Genomic DNA, 17154 nt, shown 5'->3' on the forward strand with positions numbered 1-17154 from the left:
CAGGTCGCTTGATGAAGCCTCTCTGGGTCGGTAACCTTCGCCACTGTGATCATGGCTATCAGGAACTCGTTGTCCCCATTGAAGAAACACGCACGCCTTGTCGTCCTGACTGGCGCCTTTCTGGGGCTCGCCGGCACCTCGGGATGCGACGACCCGTTTGGGCTCAACGCAACCATTGAGACCCGGCGGGACACGCTCGTGGCCTTTGCCATGACGGGCACCCCTTCGTCCTTCGTTTCGGGCTTCAATGCCGCGACCGGGGCCCTGGTGCGCATCGGGCCGGACGTCGGGTTCGACGTAGCGTTCGACCTTGAGGCCGACGGCAAGGTACGGGTCATCCCGGCCCGACTGATTTCCCAGGTCAAGCAGTCGTTCGGGATTCCCAGCGCGACGCAACAGGTGGGATTGCTCGCACCCACCGGTACCTTTGACGGTGTGACGCGGGCGCCCGAAAGTGGCTTCAAGCGGGATACGGCCCTGGTGGTGGCGCGCGGGCAGCCGGTCATCGTCGAGGTGGCCTCGGAGGCCTGCCAGTTTTCGCTCGCGTCCATCCTGTACGCCAAGCTCGTGGTCGATAGCGTGAATACTTCGAGTCGCCAGATCTACTTCCGCACCGTCCGGAATCCCAACTGCGGCTTCCGGTCCTTCCTGCCCGGCGTCCCCAAGAACTGAGATGCACGACTACCGAGTGCTCCGCGACGAGGTTGAGCTGTTGCGGGGGGCGATCGAACGTCGCGGCAAGCGCGACCAGTATGCCGCGGTGATCGACCGTGGCATCGCGCTCGATGCCACGCGTCGCGCCATGATCCAGGCGGTTGAGGAAAAGAAGGCCACCCGAAACCAGAACAGCCAGGAAGTCGCGCGGCGCAAGCGGAACAAGGAAGACGCCGAGGACCTCATCGCGGCGGGCCGTACCCTCGGTGAGGAGATCGCGACGCTGGAGTATGAGCTCACGCGTTCGCAGGCGGACCTGGATGGCATCCTCCTGGACCTCCCGAACATCACGTTGGACGACGTGCCAGCCGGCGACGAGTCGTCGAACCGGATCGAGAAGGACTGGGGGACCCCTCGGGATGGCGCGGGATGTCGGCCGCACTGGGACATCGCGTCACAGCTGGGCATCCTCGACCTGGAGCGTGGAGCCAAGGTCAGTGGATCCGGCTTCATCGTGATGCGCGGTGCCGGGGCACGATTGACGCGTGCGCTGATGAATTTCTTCATTGACGTCCATACGCGTGAGCACGGCTATGAGGAGGTGTGGGTCCCTGCGGTTGTGAACCGACGCTCGATGGTCGGCACCGGTCAGCTCCCCAAATTCGAGGAGGACATGTACGGCCTTCGCGAAGAGGATCTGTATCTCGTGCCGACGGCGGAGGTGCCCGTGACGAACCTCTACCGGGACGAGATCCTCGCGGCAAGCGAGCTTCCCCGCGGCTTTGTGGCGTATACCCCGTGCTTTCGACGCGAAGCGGGGGCGGCCGGCAAGGACACCCGGGGGCTCCTGCGACTCCACCAATTCGACAAGGTCGAGATCGTCCGCTACTGCGTCCCCGAGCAGGCCGCCGAGGAGCATGAGCGCCTGACACGGCATGCGGAGACGCTGTTGGAGCGACTGGGATTGCCTTATCGGCGCGTCCTGCTCTCCGCCGGTGACACCGGCCAGAGCAGTGCCAAGACGTGGGACCTTGAGGCCTGGGCGCCCGGCGTGGGCAAGTTCCTCGAAGTGTCGTCGTGCAGCACCTTCAGCGACTACCAGGCGCGGCGCGCCAACATCAGGTACCGGCCCGCTGCGGGTGAGAAGCCGCGCTTCGTGCACACGCTGAACGGGTCCGGCCTCGCCTTCCCGCGGATCATCGCCTGCCTCCTGGAGCACTACCAGCAGGAGGACGGAACCGTCCGGCTGCCCGACTGCCTGCATCCCTACATGGGGACAGCAGTCCTCGGGTAAGTGATGCGCTCGCGCGCGGCGCTGGCCCTCGCGGTGGTCGTGGTGCTTGTGCTCGGCTCCTACGTCCTCTATACCCAACGCGTGGTGCGAAGGCTTCAGGCCGAGGCCGGGCGCGAAGGGCGCATGTACGCGCGCGTCTACCGAGCGCTCAGTGACACCGCGACGGACGGCGCCGCGCAAACGGCCGCCTTGCTCGACCTCGCCGGGCATATCCAGGAGTCCGGCGTCCCCGTGGTGATCACCGACGCGAATGGTGTCCCGACCGCGTCGGCCAACACCCCGTTCGATGGCGCCACCGAGGCCGATACACTCGCTCGATTGGCCGCATTCGCGCGGCAACTCGACCTCGAGAACGAACCACTGCTGTTGCCGCAGATCGGGACGCTGCATTTCGGTCACACGCCGCTCGTCAAGGAGCTCCGCGTGGTGCCGCTCCTGCAGTCGGCCTTTCTCGCGCTTCTGCTGGTTGCCGCCGTCTATGGGTTCCGGACACGGGCGGCGGCGGATCGCGAGCGCGTGTGGGCCGGGATGGCGCGCGAATCCGCGCACCAACTCGGTACTCCGCTGTCGTCGCTGAGCGGATGGATCGAGTTGCTTCGCGAACGGGAGGGCGATGCCCTGAGCACACACGCGCTGACGCACATGGAGGGCGACCTTGAGCGCCTCGAGCGCGTGGCGCATCGATTCGAGCGCATCGGGCGCCCTGCGCGCCGCGAGTCCGTCGACGTGGCCCTGGTAGCGGAACGCGTGGCCACCTACTTCCGGGCCCGCGTCCCCTCGTTGGCCCACAGCGTACACATCGAGACAAAGCTGGAGACCGGTGCGACGATCGCGGGGGACGCGGTGCTGATCGAGTGGGGACTCGAATCGCTCGTGAAGAACGCGATTGATGCGCTCGCGGGACGGGGCGGCCGTGTGCAGCTCACCGTCGAGCGGACGCCGGAGGCCGTGCGCGTGGTGGTGGCCGATGATGGCCCGGGCGTTCCACGCGACATCCGCAAGCGGGTGTTCGACGCCGGCTTCACCACGAAGCAAGGTGGTTGGGGGCTCGGGCTCGCGCTGACGCGCCGCATTGTCACCGAGTCGCATGGCGGGGCCATCGTGCTCGTGCCGACGGACCGTGGTGCCACGTTCCAGATTACCTTCCCCGCATGACGGTCGTTGCTTCTCCCCGGTCGTACCTGGATGGGCTCAACCCGGCGCAGCGTGCGGCCGTGTTGCACCACGCCGGGCCCCTCCTGGTGCTCGCCGGCGCCGGTTCCGGCAAGACGCGCGTATTGACCACGCGGCTCGCGCACCTGATTCGACAGCATGGCGTTCACCCCGGCGAGATCCTCGCGGTGACGTTCACCAACAAGGCGGCGCGTGAGATGCGGGATCGCATCGGGCGCCTGCTGGAGCGCGAGCCGGCGGGGATGTGGTGCGGCACCTTCCACGCCATCGGGGCGCGGATGATCCGCATGCAAGCGCCCCTGGTGGGCCGCACCTCGAGCTTCACGATCTACGACGAGGACGACACCCTCGGCGCGATCAAGCGGTCCATGGAGCGCTTGCGCATTTCGGTGAAGGAACGAGCGCCGCAGGCCATCGCGGCGGCCATCTCCGACGCGAAGAATCAGCTCGTGGGACATGAGGAGTACGCCTCGTTGGCCCAGGACGCCTTCTCGGAAGACGTCGCCAAGGTGTACCGGGACCTGGATGCAGCGTTGCGACAGGCCAACGCGGTCACCTTTGACGACCTGCTCACGCTGCCTGTTGAGCTGCTCACCCGTCACCCGGCCGTGCTGGAGGGATACCGGGACCGCTTTCGGCACGTGTTGATCGACGAGTACCAGGACACCAACCGGGCGCAGTATCGTTTTGCGGTGCTCATGGCTGGCGGCGACGGCAACCTGATGGTGGTCGGTGACGACGACCAATCGATTTACGGCTGGCGCGGGGCGGACATCCGGAACATCCTCGACTTCGAGCGCGACTTTCCGGGCGCGACGGTCGTTCGGCTGGAGGAGAACTACCGCTCCACCCCCGAGATCCTCGCCGTGGCGAACGCCGCGATCTCCCAGAACGCGGAGCGCCGCGGCAAGACCCTGCGGACGACGCGCGCCAGCGGGGATCGCGTGACGGTCATGGCCGCGCTCGACGACCGCGACGAGGCGGAGTTTGTGGTCAGTGAGGTGCAGGCCCGCCGATTCGCATCGCGCGGGCGCCCACTCCGGGACTTTGCCGTCCTCTACCGAACGAACGCGCAGAGCCGGGCGATGGAAGAAGCCCTGCGGCGCGTGGGAATGCCATATCGACTCGTCGGCGCTGTCCGCTTTTATGACCGCCGCGAGATTCGCGACCTCATGGCGTACCTTAAGCTGGTGGCCAACCCGGCGGACGACGAGGCGTTCCGCCGGGCGATCGGGGTCCCGCGCCGCGGCGTGGGCGACACCACGGTCGAGGCGCTGGCGCAGGCGGCCTTCGTCGCGCGTCGCCCCATGTTGGCGATGGCGACCGACGCGGCCGCCATCGCGCCGTTCCGACCGGCCGCGCGACAGGCCCTGCAGTCGTTCGCGCAGCTGATCGGGGCGTTGCGCACGATGGCGGTGGACGCCTCGGTTGACGCATTGCTGCAAGAGGTGATCGAGCGCACGGGGTTTCTTGACATGCTGCGCGCCGAGGGACCGGAAGGTCAGGAACGCGTGGAGAACGTGCGCGAGCTCGTCGCCGGCGCTGCCGAATCGGTTGTGGACGATGGGGGCGAGGTGGGCCTCACGCCGCTCGACCACTTCCTGCAGCACGCCTCACTGGTCGCCGGTGTCGATGGCCTGGACCCGTCCGCCGATGCGCTCACCCTCATGACGCTACACAACGCCAAGGGACTGGAGTTTCCCGTCGTCTTCGTGACCGGCGTGGAGGAGGGCCTCTTTCCGTTGGCGCGGGCGCGAGAAACACCGAGCGGCCTGGAGGAGGAGCGTCGGCTGTTCTATGTGGGGATCACGCGCGCCGAGGATTGCCTGTTCATCACGCACGCGCGGGGCCGGCGTCGCAACGGCGAGTTCATGCCATCGATGCCGTCAAGCTTTTTGCGCGAGATTCCCGAACAACTGGTCGTGGCGCGGAACACGCCGCGGCTGCGTGGGTCCGGCAAGCTGGGCGAGGAAAGCGGCAGCTGGCGACGGGGCGGGGGCTCGTCCTGGGCGCGCGATGAGGAAGAACGCTGGGATCGTCCCAGTGCGGCCGCCCGAAGGCCCGGCGTCCCGGTCTTTCGTCCGACGCCCTCGGTGGCCCCTGAGGACGAGTCGCAGGATGAGCCGTGGCTCGCGGTTGGGGCGCGCGTGCGTCATGTGAAGTTCGGCGAGGGGGTCATCGCCGAACTCTCCGGGACGGGGCGCGAAGCGAAGGCCACAATCGACTTTGACGACGAGACCATCGGCCGGAAGCGACTCGTCCTGGCGCACGCCGGTCTTGCGCGGGGGACTGACTAGATGCGTGTTGCACCCGAGGACGTCCGCCATGTGGCGGACCTGGCGCGGATCGGCCTGGAACCGGATCGCGTCGCCCAGCTGGCCCGGGAGTTGAGCGGGATCCTCGATCACATGGACGTGCTGGCGCGCGCAGTTCCCTCGGACACGCTGCCGATGGACGGTGCTCCTGGGGTGCGCTCTGTGCTGCGCGAGGACGTCGCAGCGGCGGATCCCCTTCGGCGTCCGAGCGACGCGATGGCGCCGGCGATGCGGGACGGGCTGTTTCTCGTCCCGCGGCTCGCGGCCCACGAGGATGTCGGCGCATGAACGACCTGACGGCGCTCGATGTGGCCCAACTGCACGGGCGGGTCACTGCGGGCGAGTTGGCCGCCCTTGAGTGCGTCGACCGGACGTTCGATCGGATGCGGCAGGTTGCCGCAGGGCCAGACGGGCTCAACATCCTGCTCGCCCACGATCGGGAGTGGTCGCGGGAGCAGGCGGAGGTGGTGGATCGGCAGGTCGCATCCGGGGAGGCGCTGGGCCCGCTCGCCGGCATTCCTGTGGTGGTGAAAGACAACCTGGCGACCGAGCACCTCCCGACGACCTGTGGGTCACGAATTCTCGAGGGGTACGTCAGTCCGTACGAGGCGACGGCCGTGCGCCGCCTGCGCGCGGCCGGCGCTCTGGTGGTGGGGAAGGCGAACCTCGACGAATTCGCCATGGGGTCGTCCACGGAGCACTCGGCCTTTGGCCCCACGAGGAACCCCGTCGACCCGACGCGTGTGCCTGGGGGGTCGTCGGGAGGGTCGGCGGCGGCCGTGGCCGCTGGGGTGTGCCGCATCGCATTAGGCTCGGAGACGGGCGGGTCGGTGCGCCAGCCGGCCGCCTTCTGCGGCGTGGTCGGGCTCAAGCCAACATACGGCCGCGTAAGTCGGTATGGCCTTGTGGCGTTTGCCTCGTCGCTCGATCACGTCGGCGTCTTCGGGGCGACCGTCGCTGACATGGCGCGGGGGCTGCAGGCCATCGCCGGGCACGACCCGCGCGATGCCACGAGCGCCGCCGACGCCGTGGACGACTACGTGGCGTCGGCCACCTCACGCGACGTGCAGGGCCTCGTGGTGGGCTGGCCCACCGAGTACTACGACGACGCCCTGGACCCGCGAATCCGTGCGAGTTGCGAGACCGCGCGCGATCTCCTCCTCGCGGCAGGGGCCACCGTGCGACCGGTCACGCTACCGCACACCGGGATCGCCATCCCCACTTACTACGTGCTCGCCCCCGCGGAGGCCTCGGCAAATCTCGCGCGGTTCGACGGGGCGCGGTACGGTATGCGCATGGAAGGGGACGGGCTCCGCGGGATGTACGAGGCGACGCGCTCTCGCGGGTTTGGTGAGGAAGTCACGCGGCGCATCCTGCTGGGCACCTACGTGCTGTCTGCCGGCTACTACGACGCCTACTATCGGACCGCCATGCAAGCCCGCCGATTGATCGCGGACGACTTCGCGCGAGTCTTCGCCACCGGCGTGGATGTCCTGCTGACGCCGACCACGCCAGCCCCGGCGTGGCCGCTGGGAGCCATCAGTGACCCGTACGAGATGTACCTCGCCGACACCTTCACGGTCCCGGCGAACCTCGCCGGAATTCCGGCGATCTCCGTTCCCGCCGGACGGGTGGATGGTCTGCCGATCGGCGTGCAACTGATGGCCAACCACTTTGCCGAGGCGACACTGTGCCGGGCGGCCGCCGTCCTTGAGGCCGTGGCGCCATGACTGCCGTTGACTGGGAGCTGGTGGTCGGCCTCGAGGTTCACGTCCAGCTCAAGACCACGACCAAGATCTTCTGTGGCTGCCGGGCGAGTTTTGGGGACCCGCCGAATACCAACACGTGTCCCGTCTGCCTTGGTCTGCCAGGCGCCCTGCCCGTGCTCAACGCGCGCGCGGTTGCGCTGGCGGTGCGCGCGGCGCTCGCGTTGGGATGCGACGTCCAACCTCGGTCGGTCTTTGCCCGAAAGAATTACTTCTATCCCGACCTACCCAAGGGGTACCAGATCTCGCAATTCGACCGCCCGCTGGCACTCGGTGGCTGGCTCCCGGTTGCGGAAGGGCGGAGGATCGGCATCACACGCGTGCACATGGAAGAGGATGCCGGCAAGTCCATTCATGACCGGTTCGCCGGCTGGAGTGCCATCGACCTCAACCGCGCCGGCACTCCGCTGATCGAGATCGTCTCCGAGCCCGACCTGCGGTCCGGGGCGGAGGCGCGCGAGTACCTCCTCCGGCTCAAGGAGATCCTGGAGTACACGGACGTGAGCGACGCGAATATGGAGGAGGGATCGCTGCGCGTGGATGCCAACGTCAGCATTCGACCGCAGGGCGAGGGGGCGTTAGGCACGAAGACCGAGATCAAGAACATGAACTCGTTTGCCGCGGCGGAGCGTGCGATCGAGGTCGAGTGCGCACGGCAGGTGCGCCTCCGCGATGCCGGGGAACGCGTGGTGTCACAGACGCTGCTGTGGGATGGCGCGGCGAACACGGTCCGACCTCAGCGGTCAAAGGAAGAAAGCCACGACTATCGCTACTTCCCGGATCCCGACCTTCCCCCGCTCGACCTCGAGCCCGCGTGGATCGAGGCCCGACGCGCGGAACTGCCGGAATTGCCGGCCGCCCGCCGGGCCCGCCTGGTCTCGCAGCACGGCATCTCGGCAGCCGACGCGACGGTGCTCACGGGTGCGGCGCCCATGGCGGATTACTTCGAGGCCGTCGCTGCGGCGCACGGCGACGGGCGAGCCGCGGCCACTTGGGTCATGGGGGACGTGTTGGCCTGGCTCAACGATCGCAAGCTGGAGATCCGGGACGTGCCGCTCGCGCCAGCCGGTTTGGCGGGAGTGCTCGACCTGGTCCGCGATGGCGTGGTGAGCCGAACCGCAGCGCGGCAGGTCTTCTTCGCGATGATGGATGAACGGGGCGCACGGCCGGCGCCCGCCGTCGCCGACGCCCTCGGGTTGCGCCAGGTCAGCGACGATGGCGCACTCCTCGGTTGGGTCGATGCCGTGATGGCCGATCACCCGGATGAGGTGCTCCGGCTGCGTCGCGGCGAGCAGAAGCTCCTGGGAGTGCTCGTGGGTCAGGTGATGAAGCGCAGCGGCGGTCGCGCCGACCCCAAGCGCGTGAACCAACTGCTCCGCGATCGCCTCGCCTAACGCCTGACGCTGGACAGTGGGGGCACGACGGCGGCGGCGAAGGCGAGCTCCGTGGCCGGCATGCCGAAACGGCGATCGGCGGCAGCCAGGAGGTCGGGCTCGCCCCCGGCGCGCAGCACGTCACGGCGGACCCGCTTGGCGTCTCGCAGTGGATCGAGGCCGGCGGGGTCTAGCCGCTGTGGCTCGGACAACACGCCGCGGCGAAACATGTCGATCACGAAGTCGAAGGACCGCGCCAGGTAGCGATCGACCTCGTCGTCCGGCAGGTCGAAGCGCGAGTGCTCCTTGGCTAGCTGGAAGATGCGCTGCCACGACTCCCAGTCGGTGACCCGCACCATGCCGCGAAAGATCCGGCGATTGGTCGGCGTGGAGAAGATCGTCGGACTCAGGATGCGGTCGAGGTGAGCGTCGCTCCGGCTGTGGTCGAGGAGGATCAGCTCGCGCGCGCGGCGGGCGGGCGCCTCGCCAAGGTGTGTCTCGAAGCGGTTTTCCCAGTATGAGTGTCCAAGGGCGGCCGTGGATGACGTGACGGTCAGCTGGCGCGGCACAAAGAAGTTGTGCGCGACCACGTCAGCGGCGAGGTGCGCGAGATACCCCAGGCCGAAGGCGCGCGTGGCCTCGTCCCGTGCGCGGTCCACAATCTCCTGCCCAACGACCCAGGAGTGACAGTGTCGCCCCGCCGCCGCGTACTTCTTTGCGATCGACGTGTCCGCCGCTATCGATCCGTAGAGGAAGTCATAGGGAAAGGCCTGCAGCAGCTCGGCGACGGGGCCGGGCAGGAGGTGCAGGGACCGGAGGACCGCGTCACCGAGGAAGACGTGGGTTCCAGGGGTCCACGCCCACGCCTCCGTCGGCGTCAGGCAGAGTGCGAGGCACACCAGGACAGCGACCCGCACCGCACGCACGGTCAGTCTTCGCTGGGTGCGGGGGGGCCTTGGGGCTCGGCCCCGCCGTCGTCTCGCCGCGGCCGATCACCGGGACGACGACGCTTGCGGCGACGACGTTCCGAACGCTCACGCGCTCCTTCCGGGCGCTCCGAACCCTCCTCCCCGTCTTCCGCTGCCATCGCTGGGGCCGGTGCCGGGGCCGCTGCGCCGCGCTCGGAACCACGCTCCATGAAGCGGCGCACCTTCTGCGCCCCACTCCGGACCACGTCTGCGGTATCTCGCACCCGGCCGGTCAACCGCCGCAATTCATCGGCGACTTCTCGCGCGTCGTGCACGGCGGCCGTGATGTCCGACGAGGTCGAGCGCACCAGGCGCGTCAGCTCGTCGAGGGCGCGGCGGAGCGCCAGCAGCGTGAGGGTGGCGCTGATGAGCAGCACGAGGACGAGGACCGAGGTCACGGCCTGGCCGACCAGGGCAACATTTTCCAGGCCGCCGCGCTCGATGACAACGCGCGTGGGGTCGTCCTGCAAGGTGGCAAGAAGGGCGATGGCGAACACGAGGAACGGGCAGGAGGTTGGCGAACGCGGGCAATCTAGCAGCTTGAGAAGGCAGCGCAGCTACGGGCATTATTCGCCAACTCACAACACAGCGCATGGCACCAGTCCAGTACATCGTGGAAGGCGGGCATCGACTGTCCGGTTCCATTGAACCGGCGGGCAACAAGAACGCCGCCCTCCCGATTATCGCCGCGACGCTCCTCACCGAGCACCCGGTGACCCTGACCAATGTGCCACGGATCAAGGATACCGAGATCCTGGTCGAGCTCCTCCAGTCGGTAGGGGCGAGCGCCACGTGGGACGGGAACACCCTGTCGGTTGAGGCCCGCGACCTTCGGACGGACGATCTCGATCCGGAGCTGTGCGCCAGGATTCGCGCCTCGATCCTGCTGGCTGGGCCGCTGCTCGCGCGCCGCGGCCACGCGATCCTTCCCCGCCAGGTGGCGACGTCATCGGGCGCCGTCGCGTGGACACGCACTTTCTGGCCTTCGAACAATTGGGGGCCACCGTCTCGGCGACGGACCGCTACGAGTTCCGCGCCGAGCGCTTGCGTGGGGCAGATGTCTTCCTTGATGAACCCAGCGTCACCGCAACCGAAAATGCGCTCATGGCGGCGGTGGCCGCTGAGGGCACGACGGTGCTCCGCAACGCGGCCAGCGAGCCGCACGTGCAGGACCTGGCGCGCTTCCTCGTAGCGTTAGGTGCTGCCATCGAGGGCATCGGGACCAACACGATGACCATCCACGGCCAGCGCCCCCTTGGCGGGGCGACCTTTCGCGTGGGGCCGGACCATATCGAAGTCGGTTCGTTCATCGGACTCGCCGCCGTCACCCGGTCCGAGTTGCGCATCGTGCGCGCCGGGGTGGAGCACCTGCGCTCCGTCCTGATGGGGTTCGAGCGCCTGGGGATCCATTGCCACATCGATGGCGATGACCTGGTGGTCCCTGCCGAGCAGTCGCGACGCATCCGGGAGGACCTGGGAGGCCACGTGCCCAAGCTGGAGGACCAGCCGTGGCCGGCCTTTCCGGCCGACCTGATGTCGATCGCCATCGTGACGGCGACGCAATGCGAGGGACTGATCCTCATGTTCGAGAAGATGTTCGAGTCGCGCATGTTCTTCGTTGACAAGCTGGTGGCGATGGGGGCTCGCATCGTCTTGTGTGACCCGCATCGCGCGCTGGTGGCCGGTCCCTGTCGCCTGCGAGGCGCCCGCGTCGAGTCACCGGATATTCGCGCGGGGATGGCTGTCCTCCTGGCGGCCCTGTGTGCGGAGGGAACGAGCGTCATTAACAACGCCGGCCAGATCGAACGAGGGTACGAGCGGATCGACGAGCGCCTGAACGCCCTCGGCGCCCGGATCACGCGCGTGCCGGCGCGTTAAGGTGGAGGTCGAGTCCGCCCCCGGGTTCGAGGCCTTTGGGGTCCGCGCGTTCACGACGACTCGTCAGGCGGGAGATTTCGCGTGGCAATCCGTCGAGCCGGCGCACCAGGTGTTCCAGCGCTGGCAATCCCTTCGCGCCTTTGCCGGCGCACCACGGCTGGTCGCCTCGCACCAGGTCCATGGCTCGCGGATCCTCGTGCACAGGGGCGGGTGGGAAGGGACGCTCCGCGAGGGCGACGCCGACGGGCACCTGTCGGCCGGCCGCGGGACAGCGATGGCCGTGTCGCTGGCGGACTGCGTGCCCGTGTTCATCGCGCATCCCTCGGGCGCTGTTGCGGTGGTACACTCGGGATGGCGCGGGACGGTTGGCGACATTGCCGGCCGCGCAATCGATACCTTGGTGGAGCTGGGGCTCAGGGCCTCCGACCTGGTCGCGCACTGCGGGCCGGCGATCTGTGGGAGCTGCTACGTGGTGGGGCCGGATGTCTACGGGCAGCTCACGGGCCGGTCGGTCGCCGATCCCACCGGGGTGGACCTCCGCCGGTTGATCGCGCATCGGCTCGAGCAATGTGGGGTGCCCGCAGTGACGATTTCCGCTCGTTGCACGCGGTGCGATAATGCCCGGTTCTTTTCCCACCGGTGCGGCGATGCGGGTCGCCAAGTTGGGGTCATCGTTTCGTAGAGACGGGGGCACCGAAGTACAAGGAACTCAAGGGTTTCCTTGACCTGACCCAAGCCGGGACCTACATTCCCGTCACGCCCGGATGCCACCGGGCGCGTGAAATGTGGGGGAGGCTCCCCCGCATTTTTTTGTTCTCAAGGGGTCGAGGCCATGGGAGTCTCATCGCTGGAAGCTGTTGTGGAGCAAGTACTTGGCGAGCTCGGTTTCGAGCTCGTCGAGTTGCGCCGTGGCGGCACCTCGCGACGTCCCGTGCTGGATGTGCGGATCGAGCGGGTCGACCGCGTCAAGGTGACCATCGAGGATTGTGCGCGGACGTCGCGAGCCTTGGAGGCGCAGCTCGACGGCAGCGAGTTGGTGAGCCCGGACTATACGCTTGAGGTGTCGTCGCCGGGGGTTGAGCGGCGCTTGCGTCACGCGGAGGACTGGCGTCGGTTTTCTGGCCGAAGGGCCCGTGTGTTGGCGCCGTCGTTGGGAGGGCGTGTCGAGGTTGAGCTGGTCGGTGTCGATGAACAGGCTGGGCAGGAGATTGGAGTCGTGCGCGACCTCAAGGGCGAGGAGCAACGGGTGCCCCTCGCGGACGTGAAAGAGGCTCGCTTGGTGCTCGTGTGGAACAACTGAGGATGATGGCATGAGCGGAACCGCAGAAATCCTGGCCGCGATTCGCGAACTGGCGCACATCAAGCAGCTGGATCGCACCGAATTGCATGGCCTGTTGCAGGACGGCATCCATGCCGCCCTGGCCAAGAAGCATGGCCCCAATGTGAAGGCCGAGGTCGAGGTGGATGAGGCGAAGGGAGAGATTCGCATCGTCCTGCTCAAGACTGTGGTGGCCGAGGTGATGGACGCCGGAGCCGAGGTCTCCGTGGAGGAGGCGCAGTTCGAGGATCCGGAGTTCCAGGTCGGCGACGTGATGGAAATCCCGGTCGACTTTCAAGAGTTTGGCCGGAGCGCGGTGCAGGCCGCCAAGCAGCGCATCATCCAGCGGGTGCGCGAAGGTGAGCGCACGCGCATCCGGGACGAATTCAGTGGCCGGGTGGGGGAGCTTCTTACGGGCGAAGTGCAGCAAGTGGAACGGGGCAAGATCGTGTTGATGCTGCAGAAGTACCGCGAGGCAGAGGCCATCATGCCCTATCGCGAGCAGAATCACCGCGAACACTTCCACACCGGCGACCCGATTCGCGCGGTACTCAAGCGCGTCGAGGAGACGCCCAAGGGGCCTCGCTTGATCCTGACGCGTGCGGATCCCCTGTTCGTTCAGGCGCTGTTCAAGCTGGAGGTTCCGGAGATCCAGCAGGGCATCGTGGAGATTCGGGCCGGGGCACGCGAGGTCGGCAGCCGGACCAAGATCGCCGTCTGGTCGCGGGACGAGAGCATCGACCCGGTCGGTGCATGCGTGGGGATGAAAGGCGCTCGGGTGCAGGCCGTGGTAAACGAGTTGAATGGCGAGCGCATCGACATCGTGCCGTGGTCGAGTGACCCCGAGCGTTTTGCGAAGCTCGCCCTGGCTCCTGCCCGGGTGGCACGCGTTTTCTCGGACCCCGAAACCCGGACGATCCAGGCGGTGGTGGACGAAGACCAGCTCTCGCTTGCTATCGGGCGAAATGGACAGAACGTGCGACTGGCGTCCGAGCTGTCGGGGTGGAAGATCGACCTCTATTCGAGCCGGGAATGGATGGAACGGGTTGAAGGTCCGGTGTTCCAGCCGTTGCCTGAGGAGGGGGATGTCGGTGGCGATGTGCGCCTCTCGGAGATCGAGGGGTTGCCGCCAGCGACGGTCGCCGTGCTCGAGGATGCTGGCTACAAGACGTTCAACGACATCCTCGACTTGGAGCGAGAGGACTTGCTCAAGCTCCCGGGGATTGCGCCGGAAGAGGCGGATCGCATCATGCGGATGTTGTCCGAATTGACGACGGAAGATGGGAACGCTGAAGCCGGCGGCGAGGGGTAGCCGGCGTGTTTGCCCCTGAGGTGCAGCGCAAGTTGCTTGGCCTCATTGGCCTTGGGGCGCGGGCCCGTAACGTGGTGGTCGGGGTGGAGCGCGTGAAGGACGCTGCGCGGCGCGGCAAGGTGAAGATCGCGTTTGTGGCGCCGGATGCATCGGCCAACAGTCGCGACAAGGTGCTGCCGCTGTTGGAGGCGAAGCGCGTGCAGGTCGTTGAGGGATTGTCGGCCGTGGAGCTGGGACAGGCGGTAGGCAAGGAGAGTACGGTGGCCGTGGGCGTGATCGACGCGGCGCTGGCAGGTGGGTTACGACGTCTGGTCGAACCCGATCGACGTGATGGACGGAACCCGAGTCCCCGGGGGACTCGTTAGGAGGTTCGTTTGAGCAAGCTGCGCGTACACGACCTGGCAGGCGAATTCGGCGTTCCGGCGGAGGATCTCATGCAGCTCCTCCGGCAATTGGACGTGCCTGTACGGAGTCACTTGAGTCAGTTGACCGATGATCAGGTCGCTCGAGTGCGCCTCCGATGGGAACGCGAGAAGCGCGCGCGCCAGGAGAAGCCGGCGCCCGCAGCTCCCGCCGCGGCCCGCCGGCGTCGCGGCACCGCGGCCACCGAGGCGCCCGCGGTCGTGGAGACCACGCCCGCGGCCAAGGGGTCGATCCGCCGCCGGAAGGCTGCCGACATCATCGTGCCCGAGCCAGAGGTGGTCGAGCCGGAGCCGGCGCCACCCGAGCCGACGACGATTGAGGCGGTCGCCCCAGCGACCCAGGTCGTCGAGCCCCCGCGTCCGGAGCCGGTCGAAGATGTCGTGACGGCGGTAGCGCCTCCTGCTCCTGTCGCAGCGCCTGAGCCTCCACCGCCGGCACCGGCGCCGGTACCCGAACCGATTGCTGACGTCCCGCCTCCGCGACCGCTGCCCAGGCCGGCGTACAGCACGTCCACTCCGCCGCCGCGTCCGGCGCCTGCCCAGGGAATGCCGGATCGCCCGCGACCGCGCCCGATTGTTCCTGGTGCTCCGCGGCCTCGGGGAACGGCCGGGAGCTCGCCGTTCGGGCCGCCGCGGCCCATTGCGTCTGCCACCCCCGGTGGCGCCGTTGGACTGCCGGCCCGCGATGATCGCGGTGCCTCCCAACCGCCCGCAGGCGCCGGAGGGCGCGGCAAGCAGAAGAAGGGTCGGCGCGATCGGGTGGATCAGGAAGAGGTGTCGGCCAACATCAGCCGCGTCATGACGTCGATGCGCGGTACCGCCAAGCGCGGGCCGCAGCGGCGCGATGACTCACGCCAGGACCTCGAGGCGATGCGCCGCGAGGAAGCGGAGCGTGAGAAGAAGCTCGTGCGCGTCAACGAGTTCATCACGGTGGCCGAGCTCGCTGAGATCCTGAAGGTTCCCCCCACTCAGATCGTCGGGTTCGCCTTCAAGAACCTGGGGCTGATGGTGACCATCAACCAGCGCCTCGACTTCGACCAGATCGAGCTGATCGCATCGGAGTTCGGTTTCCAGGCGGTGAAGGAAGAGGAGTACGCGGCCGACCTTGGTGCTGCGGCACCAGCCGATGCGCCGGAAACGCTGAAGTTCCGGCCCCCGGTCGTCACGATCATGGGTCACGTCGATCACGGCAAGACCTCACTCCTCGACTACATCCGGAAAGCGAATGTCGTGGCCGGCGAAGCCGGGGGCATCACCCAGCATATCGGGGCCTACCACGTCAGCCTGCCGAACGAGAAGACGATCACCTTCCTCGACACCCCGGGTCACCAGGCGTTTACGGCCATGCGCGCCCGCGGCGCCCAGGTGACGGACATCGTCGTCCTGGTCGTCGCCGCAAACGACTCGGTCATGCCGCAGACCATCGAAGCGATCTCGCACGCCAAGAACGCCGGCGTGCCACTGATCGTGGCGATCAACAAGGTAGACCTGGCCGATGCGAATCCCATGCGGGTCTCCCAGGATCTCCTGCAGCACGGCGTCGTCCTCGAACAGTTTGGTGGCCAGGTGCTGTCCACCGAGATCTCGGCCAAGAAGGGCACGCACGTCAACGAACTGCTGGAGCAGCTGCTCCTGCAATCTGAGATCCTGGACCTGAAGGCCAACCCGGACAAGCCGGCCACGGGGTCGGTGATCGAAGCCCAGCTCGACGCCGGCAAGGGACCGGTGGCGACGATCCTGGTGCAGAGCGGGACGCTCCGGGTCGGCGACAACTTCATCTGCGGCCTGTTCTCGGGTCGCGTGCGGGCGCTGCTCGACGAACGCGGCAAGATCGTCAAGCAGGCGGGGCCTGCCATCCCGGTCCAGGTCCTCGGCCTGACCGGAGTCCCGATGGCGGGCGACCAGTTCCTCGTCGTCGACGACGCCACGCAGGCTCGCGAGATCGCCCAGCGACGTGAGCGCCTCGATCGCGAGGCCAAGAGCCGACGGACATCCAAGAGCGCGGTCACGCTCGAGGACTTCATGTCGCAAGCCGCGGCGGGTCAACGACGCAACCTGCGCATCCTCATCAAGGCCGACCAGGGCGGCCCGGCCGAAGCACTCGCCGACGCATTGCAGCAGCTCTCCAACGCGGAAGTGTCGGTCGAGGTGGTCCACCGTGGCGTCGGTGCTATCACGGAAGGCGATATCCTGCTGGCCAGGGCCTCCGGCGCGATCATCATCGGCTTCCACGTCCGGCCAGACAACAATGCGCGGGCTGCCGCGGAGCGTGAAGGGGTCGACATCAAGCTGTATCGCATCATCTACGAGGCGGTCGCGGACGTGAAGGCGGCGCTCGAAGGGATGCTGCGCCCGGAAGAGCGCGAAGTGGTGCTCGGCGAGGCCGAGGTCCGCGAGATCTTCAAGGTCTCGCGCATTGGCACCATTGCCGGTTGCCAGGTGCGGTCGGGGATCATCAACCGGACGGGCCGTGTGCGCCTGATCCGAGACAGCACCGAAATCTTCGACGGCACCATCGCCTCGCTGCGACGGTTCAAGGATGACGTGAAGGAAGTCAAGGAAGGGTATGAGTGCGGTATCGGCATCGAGAATTTCAACGACATCAAGGTCGGCGACGTGATCGAGTGTTATCGCAAGGAGGAGTTCGCCCGAACCCTGCAGTCGCCCAATTCCTGAGGAGT

Annotated in this window: 14 protein-coding genes and 1 pseudogene; 13 read left to right on the top strand and 2 right to left on the bottom strand. The window is 67.5% G+C overall.

The genetic code is table 11. From position 1 onward, the window contains the following. The first annotated feature begins 51 nt into the window (after positions 1-51). The 7 genes from IPK85_17320 to gatB are packed head-to-tail and all read left to right on the top strand — an operon-like array spanning position 52 to position 8596. Positions 52-672, top strand: coding sequence for a hypothetical protein (locus IPK85_17320; protein ID MBK8249139.1), 621 nt, complete (start codon positions 52-54; stop codon positions 670-672). Between the two features lies 1 nt (position 673). Beyond that, positions 674-1948 carry a serine--tRNA ligase gene (gene serS / locus IPK85_17325; protein MBK8249140.1) on the top strand — a complete coding sequence of 425 codons (1275 nt, stop codon included), beginning with the start codon at positions 674-676 and terminating at the stop codon, positions 1946-1948. A 3-nt stretch (positions 1949-1951) separates the two neighbouring features. After that, positions 1952-3103: a HAMP domain-containing histidine kinase gene (locus IPK85_17330; GenBank protein ID MBK8249141.1), complete on the top strand. Its 1152-nt coding sequence runs from the start codon at positions 1952-1954 to the stop codon at positions 3101-3103. Next, positions 3100-5418, top strand: coding sequence for a UvrD-helicase domain-containing protein (locus IPK85_17335; GenBank protein ID MBK8249142.1), 2319 nt, complete (start codon positions 3100-3102; stop codon positions 5416-5418). The genes IPK85_17330 and IPK85_17335 overlap by 4 nt, the downstream gene beginning before the upstream one ends. Beyond that, positions 5419-5724 carry an aspartyl/glutamyl-tRNA amidotransferase subunit C gene (locus IPK85_17340; protein MBK8249143.1) on the top strand — a complete coding sequence of 102 codons (306 nt, stop codon included), beginning with the start codon at positions 5419-5421 and terminating at the stop codon, positions 5722-5724. Then, positions 5721-7166 (top strand): Asp-tRNA(Asn)/Glu-tRNA(Gln) amidotransferase subunit GatA, encoded by a 1446-nt coding sequence (gene gatA / locus IPK85_17345; GenBank protein MBK8249144.1) that lies wholly within the window; start codon positions 5721-5723, stop codon positions 7164-7166. The genes IPK85_17340 and gatA overlap by 4 nt, the downstream gene beginning before the upstream one ends. After that, the gene (gene gatB, locus IPK85_17350; protein MBK8249145.1) at positions 7163-8596 is read left to right on the top strand and encodes an Asp-tRNA(Asn)/Glu-tRNA(Gln) amidotransferase subunit GatB; all 1434 of its coding nucleotides are present in this window, start codon (positions 7163-7165) and stop codon (positions 8594-8596) included. Before gatA ends, gatB begins: the two co-directional genes overlap by 4 nt. On the opposite strand, the gene IPK85_17355 is transcribed toward gatB, so the two are convergent. Further along, the gene (locus IPK85_17355; GenBank protein ID MBK8249146.1) at positions 8593-9501 is read right to left on the bottom strand and encodes a zinc dependent phospholipase C family protein; all 909 of its coding nucleotides are present in this window, start codon (positions 9499-9501) and stop codon (positions 8593-8595) included. The genes gatB and IPK85_17355 overlap by 4 nt on opposite strands. A gap of 2 nt (positions 9502-9503) precedes the next feature. Next, entirely contained in the window at positions 9504-10040 is a 537-nt protein-coding gene (locus IPK85_17360; protein ID MBK8249147.1) for a hypothetical protein, read from the bottom strand. A 95-nt stretch (positions 10041-10135) separates the two neighbouring features. Between IPK85_17360 and murA the strand changes: the two are divergent. From murA to infB, 6 genes and pseudogenes are all read left to right on the top strand, one after another. Continuing rightward, positions 10136-11421, top strand: a pseudogene (gene murA, locus IPK85_17365) (UDP-N-acetylglucosamine 1-carboxyvinyltransferase). Position 11422: 1 nt separating this feature from the next. Further along, positions 11423-12103, top strand: coding sequence for a polyphenol oxidase family protein (locus tag IPK85_17370; protein ID MBK8249148.1), 681 nt, complete (start codon positions 11423-11425; stop codon positions 12101-12103). A gap of 150 nt (positions 12104-12253) precedes the next feature. Beyond that, positions 12254-12721: a ribosome maturation factor RimP gene (locus IPK85_17375; protein ID MBK8249149.1), complete on the top strand. Its 468-nt coding sequence runs from the start codon at positions 12254-12256 to the stop codon at positions 12719-12721. 10 nt (positions 12722-12731) lie between these two features. Next, positions 12732-14051 carry a transcription termination factor NusA gene (gene nusA, locus IPK85_17380; GenBank protein MBK8249150.1) on the top strand — a complete coding sequence of 440 codons (1320 nt, stop codon included), beginning with the start codon at positions 12732-12734 and terminating at the stop codon, positions 14049-14051. 5 nt (positions 14052-14056) lie between these two features. Then, complete coding sequence (locus IPK85_17385) at positions 14057-14416, top strand: ribosomal L7Ae/L30e/S12e/Gadd45 family protein (GenBank protein ID MBK8249151.1); 360 nt, start codon at positions 14057-14059, stop codon at positions 14414-14416. A gap of 9 nt (positions 14417-14425) precedes the next feature. Beyond that, positions 14426-17149 carry a translation initiation factor IF-2 gene (gene infB / locus IPK85_17390; protein ID MBK8249152.1) on the top strand — a complete coding sequence of 908 codons (2724 nt, stop codon included), beginning with the start codon at positions 14426-14428 and terminating at the stop codon, positions 17147-17149. Positions 17150-17154 lie beyond the last annotated feature (5 nt).

Source organism: Gemmatimonadota bacterium (genome assembly GCA_016712265.1).
GTDB lineage: Bacteria > Gemmatimonadota > Gemmatimonadetes > Gemmatimonadales > Gemmatimonadaceae > RBC101.